This is a genomic window from Qipengyuania sp. CAU 1752, from assembly GCF_054482615.1.
The window spans coordinates 1-15353 of sequence record NZ_JBTLRE010000001.1 but is presented as its reverse complement, the minus strand read 5'-3'; the positions used below and the strand labels follow the sequence as shown (position 1 = coordinate 15353).

Annotated in this window: 11 protein-coding genes; 6 read left to right on the top strand and 5 right to left on the bottom strand. The window is 60.8% G+C overall.

What is annotated here, in order from left to right; translation table 11 throughout:
• Positions 1–6 precede the first annotated feature (6 nt).
• Both nusG and ACXYL9_RS00050 read left to right on the top strand, forming a co-directional pair.
• Entirely contained in the window at positions 7–543 is a 537-nt protein-coding gene (nusG, locus tag ACXYL9_RS00055; protein WP_459037548.1) for a transcription termination/antitermination protein NusG, read from the top strand.
• Between the two features lie 201 nt (positions 544–744).
• The gene (locus tag ACXYL9_RS00050; RefSeq protein ID WP_459037547.1) at positions 745–2547 is read left to right on the top strand and encodes a methyl-accepting chemotaxis protein; all 1803 of its coding nucleotides are present in this window, start codon (positions 745–747) and stop codon (positions 2545–2547) included.
• Between the two features lie 18 nt (positions 2548–2565).
• Here the strand turns inward: ACXYL9_RS00050 and ACXYL9_RS00045 are convergent, their stop codons facing one another.
• Positions 2566–3291 (bottom strand): CPBP family intramembrane glutamic endopeptidase, encoded by a 726-nt coding sequence (locus ACXYL9_RS00045; protein ID WP_459037546.1) that lies wholly within the window; start codon positions 3289–3291, stop codon positions 2566–2568.
• Between the two features lie 266 nt (positions 3292–3557).
• On the opposite strand from ACXYL9_RS00045, the gene rplK reads away from it, so the two are divergent.
• The gene (gene rplK, locus ACXYL9_RS00040) at positions 3558–3989 is read left to right on the top strand and encodes a 50S ribosomal protein L11 (protein ID WP_459037545.1); all 432 of its coding nucleotides are present in this window, start codon (positions 3558–3560) and stop codon (positions 3987–3989) included.
• A 4-nt stretch (positions 3990–3993) separates the two neighbouring features.
• Entirely contained in the window at positions 3994–4689 is a 696-nt protein-coding gene (gene rplA, locus ACXYL9_RS00035; protein ID WP_459037544.1) for a 50S ribosomal protein L1, read from the top strand.
• Between the two features lie 95 nt (positions 4690–4784).
• Here the strand turns inward: rplA and ACXYL9_RS00030 are convergent, their stop codons facing one another.
• From ACXYL9_RS00030 to ACXYL9_RS00015, 4 genes are all read right to left on the bottom strand, one after another.
• Positions 4785–5768, bottom strand: coding sequence for a polysaccharide deacetylase family protein (locus ACXYL9_RS00030; RefSeq protein WP_459037543.1), 984 nt, complete (start codon positions 5766–5768; stop codon positions 4785–4787).
• Positions 5769–5873: 105 nt separating this feature from the next.
• On the bottom strand, positions 5874–8474 hold the full coding sequence (locus ACXYL9_RS00025; protein ID WP_459037542.1) for a DUF2339 domain-containing protein: 2601 nt from the start codon (positions 8472–8474) through the stop codon (positions 5874–5876).
• Positions 8475–8828: 354 nt separating this feature from the next.
• Positions 8829–9596 (bottom strand): competence/damage-inducible protein A, encoded by a 768-nt coding sequence (locus ACXYL9_RS00020; RefSeq protein WP_459037541.1) that lies wholly within the window; start codon positions 9594–9596, stop codon positions 8829–8831.
• 32 nt (positions 9597–9628) lie between these two features.
• Positions 9629–11137 carry a flavin-containing monooxygenase gene (locus tag ACXYL9_RS00015; RefSeq protein WP_459037540.1) on the bottom strand — a complete coding sequence of 503 codons (1509 nt, stop codon included), beginning with the start codon at positions 11135–11137 and terminating at the stop codon, positions 9629–9631.
• A gap of 158 nt (positions 11138–11295) precedes the next feature.
• On the opposite strand from ACXYL9_RS00015, the gene ACXYL9_RS00010 reads away from it, so the two are divergent.
• The gene (locus ACXYL9_RS00010) at positions 11296–13275 is read left to right on the top strand and encodes a TonB-dependent receptor plug domain-containing protein (RefSeq protein ID WP_459037539.1); all 1980 of its coding nucleotides are present in this window, start codon (positions 11296–11298) and stop codon (positions 13273–13275) included.
• Between the two features lie 766 nt (positions 13276–14041).
• Positions 14042–15127, top strand: a complete 1086-nt coding sequence (locus tag ACXYL9_RS00005) for a molybdopterin-dependent oxidoreductase (RefSeq protein ID WP_459037538.1) — start codon at positions 14042–14044, stop codon at positions 15125–15127.
• Positions 15128–15353 lie beyond the last annotated feature (226 nt).

The following is a 15353-nucleotide window of genomic DNA, read 5'->3' as shown; positions in this document are numbered from 1 at the left end:
TTTCTGATGGCACGCTGGTACATCATCCACGCTTATTCGGGCTTCGAGAACAAGGTTCGTGACGCAATAATTGCAGAGGCCGAGCGCCTCGGCCTGTCCGACGGCGTCGAGGAAGTCGAGGTTCCGACCGAGACTGTGACCGAGATCAAGCGCGGCAAGAAAGTGCAGACCGAACGCAAGTTCATGCCCGGCTACGTGCTCGCCAAGCTGCAGATGACCGACGACATCTATCACCTGGTCAAGAACACGCCCAAGGTGACCGGGTTTCTCGGCAACAACAACAAGCCGCAGCCGATCAGCGAGAAAGAGGCCGCGCGCTATTTCGGCGGCGTCGAAGAAGCCAAGGCAGCGCCCAAGAAGGACATTCACGTCGATTACGAGATCGGCGACCAAGTCAAGGTGCTCGACGGGCCCTTCGCCAGTTTCAACGGCGTGGTCGAGGAACTCGATTTCGACAAGGCCAAGGTCAAGGTCAGCGTTTCGATCTTTGGGCGCGCGACACCGGTCGAACTCGATTTCGAGCAGGTTGAACTGGTCAAATAGGCGACCCCCTTCATTTCATTGCATTTCCAAGGCCCGCCGGCAACACCGGCGGGCCTTTTTAATGGGCTGCGAAAAAATTGGTAAATTTGCCGTTTAGGTAAAATTTAGAGATTGGAAATAAAGCGGTACCCAAGAGGAAGAGCGAGCGCAGCAAGACCGGACGGGCCTTGCTTTGAGCGTCGCTGAACCCGGGGGTCTCGCATGAGTGCAATCGATGAACTTGCCCAGCAGTTGCAGGCTGAAGTCCGCCAGGTGGAGGACGATGCAACGGGCATGGCGCAGGGCCGTCGGAACCGATTGCTGCACTGGTTCCAGGACTTGCCGTTGGCTGCCAAGGTGCGAACGGTATTCGCTACCTTCGGCGCAATTGCGATTGCCCTTCTGGCGATGCTCGGTTTCGGATTGGCGCTTGTGTATGAACAGGACCGGACCCACGATGAGGTCCGCGAAGCGCTCAAGGCTTCAGCAAGTCTTCGCGCCAGTGCCGGTGAGTTCCGCTACAACGCGGTGCGGTACATCTTCGCAGGTGAGGAAAGTACGCTCGAGCGCCAGCAACAGAGTCGCGCCAAGGCAGCCGAACAGTTGGCACGCATCCGCCAACTCGTGGGCGAACACCTGCCGCAGCAGATAGGCGGTGTGAACGCTATCGCCGCGCAATTGGATGCATATGATTCCAAATTTGATGAAATGCGCAACAGCTTGGTCGAGAATGGACGTGGTGAGCGGTCTTCTGCCATTGCCTTCGAACTCTCGGCCCTTGGCGATGCACTTTATACACGCTCCCATGCACTGGAAAGCGAGTTAGGCACCGCCGCCGACACGCTCAAGCAGTCGAATTATGCTCTTTTCACAAACCTGCTGACGATCTTTGCCGTGGCAGCGATTGTCGCGCTCGCGGTGCTCAATTGGGGCATGCGGTATTTCACCCATGATTTTGCGCGCAAGGTAACCGAGATCACGGGCGGCATGAGCCGGCTGGCCAAAGGCGACCGCGAGTTCGAGATTTCAGGTATCGAACGCAAGGACGAAATCGGCAAGATGTTGCGTTCACTCGCCTACTTCAAGCAGGGCCTCGCCAAGCTCGAGGAATGGGCCGCCGAGCGCGCCGAAAGGGCTACGGCCGAGCTCGAGCAGCAGGAACGCGTGCGAGAAGAGCAGGTCCGTGTCCTCAACCAGGTCGCAAATGATTTCGAGCGGACTGTCGGCGATGTGGTTGGCAGCGTCGCGGCGGCGTCCAGCCAACTCAAATCCACCGCCGGAAACATGGCCTCTGCGGCCGAGGATACGACTCGCCAGACCGGCGAAGCCATGCGTTCGATGACCGAGGCCAATGCCGGCGCCAATGCCGCCGCTGCGGCAAGCGACGAATTCGCGATGTCGATTGGCGAGATCAGCCGCCAGGCAGCATCGTCTGCCGAACTGGCGCGCGAAGCAAACTCGGCCGCCTGTGAAGCGGACACGACGATTTCGAACCTGTCCGAATCGGCCACCGAGATCGGTCAGATCGTCGACATGATCCAATCGATCGCCAAGCGAACCAACCTGCTGGCTCTCAATGCCTCGATCGAAGCTGCTCGCGGCGGCGAAGCGGGGCGCGGGTTCGCGGTCGTTGCTTCCGAGGTCAAGGAACTTGCCGCGCAGACGAGCCAGGCTACAGAAAAGGTCGCCGGGAAGATCGCCGCAATCCAGGATTCAACGGGTGCCAGCGTCGATGCGTTGCGACGCATATCGAGCCAGGTCAGTGAGCTCGAAACCACTGCGACCTCTATCGCGGCGGCGGTCGATCAGCAGGCGATCGCCGGGCAGGATCTCGCCCGCAGCATCGATATGGCCGCGCGCGCGACCAATAATGTCACGGGCAATATCGAGGACGTGCGCGAATTGTCGTTGTCGACAGGGTCCGCCGCCAGTCAGGTTCTCGCATCTTCGACCGAACTGGAAAATCAGGCCGATACATTGCGGGCCCAGGTGAATGCCTTCCTCGCCAAGGTCCGTTCGAGCTAGCCGCTCGATAGGCGGAGCTCAGCCAATCGTGATCCAGTCTTGGGCGGCGGCATAGCCGAGCCCCATCATGATCGTATCGACCGCTGCATGGGCGATGACCAAAGGCCACAGGTTCCATTTCGCGGCAATCCTAAGCCAGCCGAACAGCAGGCCGATCAGGCCGGTGACGAGGACCCCGCCCCAACCCTGGTACAGGTGCGGAAGGCCGAACAGGACCGCTTGCAAGACGATGGCAATCCAGATCCGGCCCTCAATGCCGGGCAGGCGCATTAACCGGTCGAGCAGGAAGCCTCGCCACAGCAACTCCTCACCCAGTCCAGCGGCCAGCCAAGCCACGCCCGCGATCCACAGCACCAGCATTAGCGGGCTCTCTGTGATGAACTGCATGATCAGTTCGACATCGACCTGGTCGAGACCCAGCGCATCTATGATCGGTCCGCTTGCAGTAAAAATGAGCACGATCACGAGAGTTGCGCCCGATGCGATTGCCAGCGTGCGGGCCCAGCTCTCCGGTCTTGCCAGATTCCAGGCCTGGGCGACCGCGCGATCGCGCCGCAGCCAGAGCCACGCCACCAGCAGTGCCGCCGCCATGCTGCCCATAACCGAAAGGAGGTAGCCCCATGCGGTCGCGCCCAGCAGCAACACTGCAGGCACGGAAGCAACAAAATAGGCGACCAGGACGGTCACGAACTGGAGCAGGAAACGACCCCAGCCCAGCGGCCGAACAGAATGTGTTTCGTTCATGGTGCTTTGCTAGGGGCGCTGGATGCAACCTTGCAAGCATCGCGCCGTCGATACCGACAGCTTCAATGCAACTGTCGGCGGCACCTGCGTGAACCGCAATCGGCTTGCATTTGGCCTGGGAACCGCTATGTGCGCCGCTCCTTGGGCTCAAAGCTCATGGAACCTCGCGCGGGAGGTCGGCAAGCCCGGCCGCATGTACCGCTTAACATGACGACAGTGCAGCGGAATCGCCGCAGCTTGTCCGATAGTGTGAAAGGAGTGGCCTCATGGCCAAGAAGATCGACGGCTATATCAAGTTGATGGTGCCTGCTGGCACTGCCAACCCGTCGCCCCCGTTGGGCCCGGCATTGGGTCAGCGCGGCGTCAACATCATGGAATTCTGCAAGGCGTTCAATGCCGCAACCGACGGCATGGAGAAGACCGCGCCGATCCCGACGGTTATCACCGTCTACGCGGATCGCTCGTTCAGCTTCATCACCAAGCAGCCGACCGCGACCTACCTGATCAAGAAGGCCGCCAAGATGAAGTCGGGTTCGAGCGAGCCTGGCAAGATTTCCGCCGGGACCATCAAGCAGAGCCAGGTCAAGGAAATTGCCGAGACCAAGATGGCCGACCTGAATGCAAACGATATCGACCAGGCCATGAAGATCATCGAAGGCTCGTGCCGTTCGATGGGCCTCGACGTGGTGGAGGGCTAAGAACATGGCAACGCTGACCAAAAAGCAGAAAGCCGTCGCCGAGAAGGTCGATAGCGCGAAGTTCTACAGCTTTGACGAAGCCCTCGCAGTGCTGCGCGAATTCGCTTCCAAGTTCGACGAGACTGTCGAATTGGCAATGAACCTGGGCGTCGATCCGCGCCACGCCGACCAGATGGTCCGCGGCATGGTTTCGCTTCCGAGCGGCACTGGCAAGGACGTCAAGGTCGCTGTCTTCGCAAAGGGCGACAATGCCGACAAGGCACTTGCCGCCGGCGCCGACAAGGTTGGTGCCGAAGACCTGATGGAAGACATGCAGAACGGCAATCTCGATTATGACCGCGTGATCGCCACGCCGGACATGATGGGTGTTGTCGGTCGTCTCGGTAAGGTGCTGGGCCCCAAGGGCCTGATGCCGAACCCGAAGCTGGGCACCGTCACCCCGAACGTGGAGCAGGCCGTAAAGGACGCCAAGGGCGGCCAGGTCGAATTCCGCGTCGAGAAGATGGGCATCATCCACTCCGGCATCGGCAAGCTGTCGTTCAAGGATGAAGACCTGAAAGCCAACTTCAAGGCTTTCACCGACGCGATCGTGAAGGCCAGGCCCTCGGGCGCCAAGGGCAAATACGTCAAGAAGGTCTCGCTGACATCCTCGATGGGTCCGGGCCTCAAGATCGACTTCAGCGACATCGAAGGCGCGTAAGCCTCGGCCGGCTGCCAGGCAGCTGGCGCATTAAGATTGAAAGGGGCCGGTGGAGTGATCCACCGGCCCCTTTGCTGTCAGTCCGGCTGAGGCTGTTACAGCGCGCCGTAGAGCGTGTTGGATACTACCTGTTCGGCCACCCGCAGTCCGGTGCGGATCGGGCTGGCTGGCAATGGCTCCTGCAGGACGTACTGGGCCGGAGCGTCAATTGAAGGTGGGTCGTCGCGATAATTGCCGGTCCGGATGCCCCGCATCGAAGCAAGTTCGCGGCACAGGCCGGCAAAGCGCCTGCGCACGACCTTGTTGGCCGCCAGCGTGCGGCGATTGATCAGCTCGAAACTGTGGCTCACCAGGGTGAAATAAGGATCCTTGGTATCGCGCGCATGGCGCAGCGCCGCGCACATTTCCCGCAAGGACAGGGCCGTGATTTGCACATGTCGCAGGCCACCACCCATCGCGCCGATCGATCCGACGGGAACCTCCACTACGCCATCGACCAATACGGGAGAACGGTCCTCCGGTCCCAGATCAATCCCGCAGGCGCCGTCGTCTTCCATGGCGGGACAATGGCTGCTGTCATATCTGATTCCGATTTCCGCCAAAGCGCGAAGGGTAGTATTATCCGCCCCGTAATTTCCGGCCCTGAAGGCAACAGGATCAGGCGCGCCAGCCGCGACCAGTGTATCGCGCGCATACTCGAGGATCGTGCATTGCTCCTCGAAAGCAAAATCCTTGAGGTTGGATCCGGTATGATCGGTGATGACCGCGTTGGGCCCGGCAAGCTCAAGCCATTCCGTATGGCAATGTAACTGAACGTCCTGCCCGGCTTCCATGATCGGGCCGACGACGTCTTCGATGGCGGCTACACCCCACACCATTGCCGGCATGGGATCGACGAAAAAAACCGCCTTGATCCCGTGTTCCTCGAACATCTTGAGCTGGTGGCTGATGCCGGCTGGACCGTCAGGAGTAATGGCGGCGATCGAGCGAGCGTAGTTCTCTGCCCGGTCCACAACGCTGAGGTCGTTCACCAGCCCCGACGAATACTCTGTATCTATAGTGAGATAGACGGTGGTCATGATGGCGCCATCTGCGCGACAACGCGCAGCACGTGTTGCTCTCCCCTCAAAGCGAGATATCGCATAATCTTTAGCCGACAAGTGGTTAAGGCCAAGTGAGGGCGCTCAATCCGGCGCGGCGGCCTTGAGTTGGCGGGTATAGAACCAGCCCAGTCCAATCAGACTCGCGCCCAGCGCCGCGAAGGAGGCAATTCGCAAAAGGCCGGATAGCCCAGCGGCATCGAAGGCGAACACCTTTATGAGGGCGATCAGCATCACCACCAATGACCCGACCCGCCAGCTGCGCTGCCCTAGCCTGCTGCCGATCCAGAGGAATGCCAGTGCCATCACGATGCCGATCAGCGAGCGCAAGAGGTCTTCGGTCTGGCCCAGTGGCACGTCGTGCGGCGTGCTGCCGCCGAAGGCCTGCCGCAACAGGGCGAGCGCGCCCAGCGTGGCGAGTAACATGACGAGGCCGTCGCAAAGCGGACGCAGGCGCTCAGACAAGCAGTCACGCAACAGCAGGCTGGCCGCGAGCGCGATAGAAAAGGCGGCGAAGAACAGATTGGCGACAGGCGTCGATCCGACGGCTTGCGCAGCGGTCATCGGATTGTGCCACCAAAGAGAATAAACCGCGAAATGGGCAAGGCTGGCACAGGCGAGCGCGGCTGCAGCATGGGGATTGGCGGCAAACCGCCCCGACCCCCTGGCGACGATCGAGGCCGCGCCAAGCAGGAGCGCTTGCCAAACAGTGCGTTCGGCCATGCCCCGATCAATGAATTGCGTCATGGTATCTATGGCAAATATCTGCCGGTAGAAGATGTGCAGGACGACCAGCCCCAGGGGCAACGCAAGCCAATGTGATGCATGTGATCGCCAACCTTGGCCGAAACGCTCGAAGCTGACGAAGGCGAGAGTCGCAACTGCGGGCAAAAGGTGAAGCGTTGCTTCGACGGGAGAAGGCAATTCGAACAGCAGGATCGGATTCCCCACCAGCGCTTCGAAAGCTGCGCCGAGCCAGAGGGCGAGTGGAGCCGCAGCCCAAGCCAGCGCTATCGCCGTCCAGGCAGCAATCGCGCCGACCCTTTCGCGCCGGAGCTGGAAGAGGGCGATCGCGGCAAGCCCACTCGCCCAAGCTAGCGCATCTGTGGGTAGCAGCTGCGCCGCCAGCCCGTAAGCGAGCAACGCCGCGGCGGCCTCGGCACTCTGCCGCCGTCGAACCGCGCCTTCGCGAAAACAAAGTACCAGCAGCGGGACACCGGCCGCAGCCCACCTTAAAAGGGACTTGGCCAATGGCACACCGTCGTTGCCGGTCACGAGCCGCTGCGCCTCATCGAAGAAATTGGGGGTTACAATCAGGGATACCAGCGCCACCCCTGCGCCTGTCCACAGCAGCACAACCATTGGCGTATCGTCGCGGCGGGATGCGAGCCAAAGACCAATGACCAGCGCGGCATTAACGGGCGCGAACCATCCAGGGGTGACCATCAGCCCGGCGGCAAAGACCAGTGCACCCGCTACGCCGATAAGGGCTGCAAAAAGCCGTTCCCCCCCTTCGCGCCGCGCGACGAGCCAGGCTCCAAGGATCGGCGGTCCGCAGAGCGAGAGTGTCGCGACGGCGAGCAGCCATTCGACCCGGTCGAGCCATAAGTCGCCAAACGCAGCATAGGCCAGAACCGCAAGTACCGGTGGCACCGACACGGTCATGGCTTGTTCGGCCAGGCCGTCGCGCTCTTTCGCCATCAGAGCCAACGGCACACCAGTGAAGATCGCCACCATCCCGGCCGCGACGAGGGCGAAGCGAACCGGGACCGGATTGGGCCACAGCATCAGCAGGAACAGCCCAATAGAAGCGGCCACCGGCAATGCCATTCGTATGTCGTCGCGCCGCCACGCGAACCACGCCAGAGTCGCTCCCATCAGCAGGTAAAGGGCCCAGGCCAGTGGCGTGTAGCCGGCTTGCGCAACCAGTACTGCGAGTTGCAGGCTGGCGATGCCGGCAGCAATAGCGCGCAAGGGACGCGCTAGGCGGTCGTGTTCGATCAATCTCGGCAGGACGCTGGAAAGGGCGATGAAGTAGGCGCCCAGAACGAGAACATCGAGTGTCGAGAACCCGTCGCCCAGGAGTAGCACGGCGCCCCAACCGAGCCCGCCAACCAGTGCAGCGACACCCATCCATGCGCGTTTTTGCGTCCGCCCGGTCAGGCACAGCCCTCCGGTTACCAGGCCGAGATACAATGCCAGCAGGGGAATGTTCGCTTCATCCCCGCCAACCAGGACCGGAGCCGCGAAACCGCCGACTAGGCCGAGGATCGCGCTGGGCACGCCGAACCGGTATGACAAGGCGATCGCAGCGCCTGTAATTGCAGCAAGCCCGAGAAAGGCGAAGGTCTGACCGATCAAGCCGTATTGGGTGCCGGCGAGATAGAATGCGGCGTAAAGCGTGGCGAGGCCGGCTCCGGCGAGCGTCTGCGGCACGCGCGCATCGGCAATACGCGCCTGGTTGCGATGGGCGATCTCCGCTGCGGCAAGCAGGGTTGCACCGCCCAGGAACGCGAAAGCTACACGCACGACCGGTGTCATCAGGCCGCTCTCGATCGAATAGCGCACTGCCAGCACGCCCGATATCGCCAATGCTATTCCCCCGGCCCAGATCGCCAGCCGCCGACCGAATATGTCCTCGAAATCGATCTTGGCGAACGAGAGTCGCGGGCGTTTCGATTGCATCGCTTGGCCGGATTCTGCCTCGTCGGTTTGCGAGCCAAACTCGGACAGACGACGATATGCGGTCGACCACGGCGAGTCGGCAACTTTCGGCGCTGGGGCGTCGGCCGAAACCGGATCGTCTAAACGAGGAGGCTCGGGATATGCTTCCGCATCACCAACCTCCGAAGGCAACCCATCTGTGTTGTATTCTTGCGCATTTTCGAGGGCGGCGAGGCGCGCTTCAGTTTCTTTCAGCCGCGACCTGAAATGGAAGGCGACGCCGACAAGTGCAAAGATGAAAAGCCATTCCAACCCGGGCGATTCCCTTCAAGTCACCTGGTGCGAGGCCAGATTGCTCCGCCCGGGCACTGATGCTCAGATCCCGCCCGGCGTGAAGCCGTGGCCATCTTCTGCCAAAGCGTCGCACAGAGTGTGGACGCAATTTGCAAGCTCTTCCGCATCGGTCGAGCGGACTACAAAATTCGCACCGACTTTGCCCTCGCGGAAAAACGGATAGCTGCCAATCTGGCATTTCTCGTGCGCTTGCTCTGCCTTGCGCAGGATTTCGGCAACTTCGCTTTCGGCAGTCCAGCAACCGATCGTCTCGCTCTTGAGCGGCATGCCGCCTTCGAGCGTGCCGGTCAGCGCGTCGAGCATCCCGGCAGTGATGTGCGGGACACCGGCCATCAAATGGACGTTGCCGATCCTGATGCCTGGCGCGCCCGACATCCGGTTCGGGATCAGTTCGGCGCCTTCGGGCACGCGCGCCATGCGCAGCCGGGCATCGGTCAGGCCGCCCTTGTCGGTATAGTATTTTTCCAGGATCGCCCGGGCAGCGGGATGCACGACCACGTCGACGCCCAGGGCTTGCGCGACGGCATCGACCGTGATGTCGTCATGTGTCGGGCCGATCCCGCCAGTGGTGAAGAGATAGTCGTTCTCGGCCCTGAGCGTACTGACGGCATCCACGATCTTGTCGGCTACATCGGGGACCACCCGAACTTCGGCCAGGCGGATGCCCTGCACCTGCAGCCAGCTGGCGACTTGCGCGATATTCTTGTCATGCGTGCGGCCGGACAGGATCTCGTCGCCGATTACTACCAGTCCGGCGGTGTAGACGCGGTCAGGATTCGTTGAGCTCATGATGGCTGACTAAGCCAAAGCCGGCGCGGTTGCTACTCCGCCGCTTCGAGAACCTCGTCGGCATCGCGGACATTGGTGCCTGCGCGACGGAAGACCAGCAGACCGTCGTCAACCGGGTCTCGTGCCATTCGCTTGCGGTCAAGCACATATTCCTGGTTGAGCCGCCAGGGATAGGCGATCGCGTTCTTCGGCATGATGTGCTTTGCGCGCTGGATGTAGCCGCTGGAGAAGTCGAAAATATCGTCTTCTTCCAGCGCCGCTTCGTCAGCTTTGGTCAAAACCGGCTCGGCAATCTGCGCGCCCTTGGCTTTCATCTCGTTCAACACGCGGCACACGAAATCGGAATTGATGTCCGCTCGCAGAGTCCAACTGGCGTTGAGATAGCCGAACACCACTGCGAGGTTGGGCAGGTTCGAGAACATGCAGCCCTTGTAATAATACCGCTCGGCGAACTCGACAGGCTGACCCTCAACCGAAACGTCGATCTTGCCCGCGACTGCCAGCTTGAGCCCGGTAGCGGTGATAATGATGTCGGCTTCGAGAACCTCTCCAGTATCGAGTTCGACGCCCTGGCCGACAAAGCGCGATATCTTGGCAGTCTTGACGCTGGCCTGACCCGATTTGATGGCCTCGAACAAATCGTCATCGGGGACCAGGCAAAGCCGCTGGTCCCAGGGGTTGTAGGGCGGCGTGAAATCCTTCCGGTCGAAGTCTTCGCCCATGATCTTTTCAATCCGGCCATGAAGGTATTTCTTGACCTTCTCCGGCTTGGTGCGGGCGCGCTTAAAGCCAATGTCCTGCATCTTGATATTCTTCCAGCGGGTGATCCGGTAGGCCAGCTTCTCGGGCAGGATCTTGCGCAGGAAATTTGCGATCCCGTCCTTGGCGGGGCGGGAGAACATCCAGGTCGGGGTGCGCTGCAGCATGGTAACGTGCTCGGCCCTCTCGGCCATCGCGGGCACAATGGTGACCGCAGTCGCGCCCGAGCCGATCACCACCACCTTTTTGCCGGCATAGGCGAGGTCTTCGGGCCAAAATTGCGGATGAACCACCTGCCCTTTGAACTCATCGAAGGCAAAGCCGGGATCATAGGGCTGGTCGTAGTCGTAATAGCCGGAGCCGAGATAAAGGAAGTTAGCAGTCAGCCGCTTCTTTTCTCCGTCCTTCAGCTCGACTGTCACCGTCCAGCGTGCGGTGGATCGGTCGAAGTCGGCCGAGAGAACGCGATGGCCAAAGCGGATGTGTTGACGGATGCTGCGCTCGTCGACGATCTTCTGGAGATAATCGAGAATAGCCGGCGCGTCGGCAATCGACTTTTCATGGGTCCACGGTTCGAAATTGAACCCCAGCGTGTGCATATCACTGTCCGAGCGAATGCCGGGATAGCGGAACAGGTCCCAGGTCCCACCCAGATTGTCGCGCATTTCGACGATACCGTAGCGGTGATCCGGGCAGTGCAATTCCATATGCGCCGCCATGCCGATGCCCGAAATACCCGCGCCGACGATTAGCACGTCGAGATCGGTGTCAGCATTGCTCATAATTGGGTCCTCTCCTGCAACCGATTGCAGATAAGCACAGATGCAGGGGTTTGGCGAGTCCGTGCGGGCCAAGACCAAGGAACGTGCTGACGCGGCGCGATGAAGCCGTTAGGGCGCGAAGGATGTCCACTATCCGATCGCTCCCGCTTGTTGCCCTGATGCTTGCAGTACCCGCCATCGGGCAGGATCAACCCGAGGAGCCCAGTGGCGAGGAGATCGTCGTGATCGGGACTGGTTTGCCCGACACTCCAGCAGCTCCGGCATATTCCGAACGAGAGATCAGGCGGCAGCAGATTGTCACCACGCCGTCGGGGCGGATCGAGGACGCGCTGGCGAGTATCGCGGGCTTTCAGCAGTTTCGCCGCTCCGACAGCCGGTCGAGCAATCCCTCGGCGCAAGGGGTAACGCTGCGTGGTTTGGGCGGGAACGCCACCAGTCGCGCGCTGGTGACGCTCGACGGGGTGCCGATGCAGGACCCGTTCTTCGGCTATGTTCCCTTTGCCACGCTGGTTCCGGAATATGTCGGCCGCATTCGCGTGACTCGCGGTGGTGGTTCGGGCCCGTTCGGTGCGGGGGCGCTAGCTGGCACAATCGCTCTGACAAGTGCGGGTCTCGACGATCTCGGACCGCTCACCGCCTCGGCCTTGGTCGATCACCGCGGCGGCACGGAAATGGCCGCTGGCACAGCGATCAAACTGGGCCAGGGCCATGTCGTCGCTGCTGGCCGCTGGGACCGCTCGCGAGGATTTTTCACGACGCCCGAGGCTGAGCGCGTACCCGCCACCGCGCGGGCAGGTTTCGAAAGCGTATCCGGCCACTTCCGTGCGGTTGCACCGGTCAATGAAACCCTCGAATTGCAGGCGCGCCTGCTGGCCTTTGATGATCGACGCACGCTGCGTTTCGACGGAGCCGACAGTTCTGCCAGTGGTCAGGATGCCAGTTTGCGGCTGGTCGGGCGTGGCGACTGGGAGTTCGACGCGCTCGGATACGTACAGGCACGCAACTTCACCAATGTCGTCATCAGTTCGACCCGTTTCGTCAAGGTTCTCGATCAGAGCAACACGCCATCCACGGGCATGGGCGGCAAGCTCGAACTGCGCCCACCTGTCGGCGATGACCGCCTGTTACGGATCGGCATCGACTATCGCCGGTCGGAAGGAGAACTGCAGGAACAACCCTACAGCGCGTTTACCGGTGAACTACGCTCGCGTCGCCGCGCCGGCGGGGTGACCAGTGATCTCGGCTTTTTCGTCGAGAATGATTGGGTTCTCGGCCCGCTGGTGCTGACCGGTGGATTACGAGCCGATCGCACCACGATCACCGCAGGGTTCTACAAAGAAGTGGACCCGGCTGGCGCGATCCTGCTGGACGAAACCTATGCCGGCCAGAAGGACTGGACCGTCACCTGGCGCGCCGGCGGATTGCTTCGCGCCAGCGATACATTGGCCCTGCGCGCAGCGGCCTATAGCGGGCTGCGCCTGCCCACGCTCAACGAGCTTTATCGTCCCTTCGTCGTATTCCCCGTGGTCACCGAAGCCAATCCCGGGCTGGAAGTCGAGCGGCTCGAGGGGTTCGAGGCGGGATTGGACTGGACGCCGGCAGAAGGCATGGCATTTTCGCTTACGGCGTTCGACAACCGGGTCGAAAACGCCATCGCTAATGTCACCCTGACACCGAATTTGCGCCAACGGCAAAACTTGCCCGCCACTGATGCGCGAGGCGTTGAATTAGGCGCACGAGTGGAGCGGGGAGCGCTGCGAATCGACGGGACACTGGCTTATATCGACGCAAGTGTTGATGGCAGCGGACCATCTGCCGCGCTCGATGGAAATCGTCCGCCCCAGACACCGCGATGGGCCGCTGCTGCCACCTTGGCTTGGGAATTTGCCGAGGGCGGGTTGCTCTCGCTTTCCTTGCGCCATGTCGGAGTGCAATTCGAAAGTGACCAGGAAAGCGAGGCGCTGCCGCCCGCAACGACGATCGGGGCTTTTGCGCAGTTCCCGATCTTCGATCAATTCAGCCTGGTCCTGCGCGGTGAGAACCTGCTCGACGAAACGATCGTCACCCGCAACGCCGACAGCGTCCTCGACCTCGGCGCTCCGCGCACATTCTGGGGCGGGGTTCGCTTCGGTTTCTGATTGAGTTCGCTGCGGGCAGCGTGGCGGAGACGGAGCAGTGAGCTACGAACCGTTCTTCATTTTTATTTGCAAGCCAGTACTTGCAGAACTCGTTCTTCGAGTTTGGCAATCTGACCCGGGCGGACTGGTTCAGAACTAATTCTGAAGCGAGCATCGAGGCGGCGCAGGACTGATTGTTATGCGCTCGATACAGTCAGCAAGAACAATCTTTACAGAGACTGCTCGATATTCAACGTCGTTTGCACTGTAGGCGAACCGGTCTACGCGCCTGATGTAATGGGTGCGGGCATATAATCTCCGGAGCTCAAGGCGGGGACTGTTGTGATGGTGCGTGAGGCGCGCAGACCATTCTTTGAAGACACCTCGTCGGGCCAGCTGCTGATCTAGCTATCGAGAGCGGAAGAACTTACGGTGTAGCGCAGCTGATCGCATGGAAGTGCGATGGCGGCATGCAGGAAGGCTGTTTTTCAGAATCTCGCGCGTTGGCTCAGGGACTTCATCGGCAGACTAGTAAGTTTTCCGGCGACCGCGCATGACGGTCAGTTCAATGCGCTGTGACGCCTCCTTATCTGGGGGCCGGAGAGTGCCATGAGCCAGATACCCGGCACACGGGGTTAGAGAAGATGAGCCTTGGTGGGCCGAGCAGTGGCTGTTGCGGCTGGGTGGCCCCGACGGGGTGCCGGAACGATGTTCATAACCTTCCGTTGAGCGGATTATGGAGGCGCAAATAACTGGCGCGCTTTGAGTAAGGAACAGGAGAGATCTTGTGTCGAACTGGCAGCCGAGTGGCGACTTCATCGTCCACGGACAAGACCCCATAAACGCAGAGCCAAGATCCTCGGCGCTAGTCGCTCAGTCTCGAACGCCGCAGGATATTTTCTACATTCGTAATCACGGCGACATACCTGACCTCGACGTAGATCACAGGGTCGAGCTAGCGGGCCTTGTCGATACCTCACTATCGTTTTGCATTGCCGACCTGCGTCGTGATTTTCCTGAGCGGAAGGTGAAGGCCGTGTTGCAATGCGCCGGCAATCGGCGGGCTGATATGCAATCGGAAAAGGAGACTTCAGGAGATCCCTGGTCTGTCGGCGCGATCGGCAATGCCGAATGGACAGGGGTCGCTCTTTCGGACGTTCTGAATGAAGCAAAAGTCGACAGGTCTCGCGCGCGCTTCGTCGCCTTCACCTGTGCAGACCAGGTCGAGGTGGACGGAGAGGTTGCAGCCTACGGTGTCTCTATCACGATCGAGAGAGCACTTGCGGGCGACGTGCTGATCGCCTGGGCTCTGAACGGTGAGCCTTTGACGCCCGAACACGGCGCACCAATGCGTATCATCGTCCCGGATCAAGCTGGCGTCCGCAGCGCCAAATGGATCGAAAAGATCGAAGTGCGCGACACTCCGTCAAATGCGCCGATTCAGGCAAGAGACTACAAGCTCTTCCCAGCATCAGTGGCCCGAGACGACGCCGATTGGGCAAAGGGGGTGACGATCGAGGCGATGCCAATCACCTCGGCGATCTGCATTCCGGAACAAGGAGAGAGCGTAAAAGAGGGCCTGCTTAGGATCGAGGGCTATGCTGTGGCTTACGGTCGGTCGGTGGCACGGGTCGATGTTTCAACCGACGGCGGGAGTACTTGGCGCCAAGCCACGCTTCGATCGGATCCCGAGGCGCACGCCGCATGGACGTTATGGTCACTCGATGCCGAATTGCCCAGCGGTAGGCACGAACTCGTCGTGAAAGCCGTCGACGGCGCAGGACAAGCGCAGCCAGAGCATGTGGCTGACGTGTGGAATTTTGCGGGGTATCTGGCTACCGCTTGGCACCGAGTCACGGTCGAGGTGGGCTAGTCCGTCTGTCACGACAAGCGTCCACAACCGTTTATGTCAGTTGCCGCTCCTTGGATGAACGGCGCTTTCGCGCCCAGCGTTGGGCCATCACCGAAGATCTCCTATCTCAGTAAATCTCAACGGCTGAAGCATCATTCGAGGATAGCAAATTGGATAGCGTGAAAGTCCTCCTGCAATATGCGCTTCCCAAGCGTTGGCTGACTGCAATCGCGGGCCTGGTGGCTCG

Excerpts from the sequence above, each read along its gene's own strand:
- ACXYL9_RS00015 (WP_459037540.1), bottom strand. The coding sequence starts at position 11,137 with ATGAGCAATGCTGACACCGATCTCGACGTGCTAATCGTCGGCGCGGGT.
- rplK (WP_459037545.1), top strand. The coding sequence starts at position 3,558 with ATGGCCAAGAAGATCGACGGCTATATCAAGTTGATGGTGCCTGCTGGC.
- ACXYL9_RS00020 (WP_459037541.1), bottom strand. The coding sequence starts at position 9,596 with ATGAGCTCAACGAATCCTGACCGCGTCTACACCGCCGGACTGGTAGTA.
- ACXYL9_RS00045 (WP_459037546.1), bottom strand. The coding sequence starts at position 3,291 with ATGAACGAAACACATTCTGTTCGGCCGCTGGGCTGGGGTCGTTTCCTG.
- ACXYL9_RS00010 (WP_459037539.1), top strand. The coding sequence starts at position 11,296 with ATGCTTGCAGTACCCGCCATCGGGCAGGATCAACCCGAGGAGCCCAGT.
- ACXYL9_RS00030 (WP_459037543.1), bottom strand. The coding sequence starts at position 5,768 with ATGACCACCGTCTATCTCACTATAGATACAGAGTATTCGTCGGGGCTG.
- rplA (WP_459037544.1), top strand. The coding sequence starts at position 3,994 with ATGGCAACGCTGACCAAAAAGCAGAAAGCCGTCGCCGAGAAGGTCGAT.
- nusG (WP_459037548.1), top strand. The coding sequence starts at position 7 with ATGGCACGCTGGTACATCATCCACGCTTATTCGGGCTTCGAGAACAAG.
- ACXYL9_RS00050 (WP_459037547.1), top strand. The coding sequence starts at position 745 with ATGAGTGCAATCGATGAACTTGCCCAGCAGTTGCAGGCTGAAGTCCGC.
- ACXYL9_RS00025 (WP_459037542.1), bottom strand. The coding sequence starts at position 8,474 with ATGCAATCGAAACGCCCGCGACTCTCGTTCGCCAAGATCGATTTCGAG.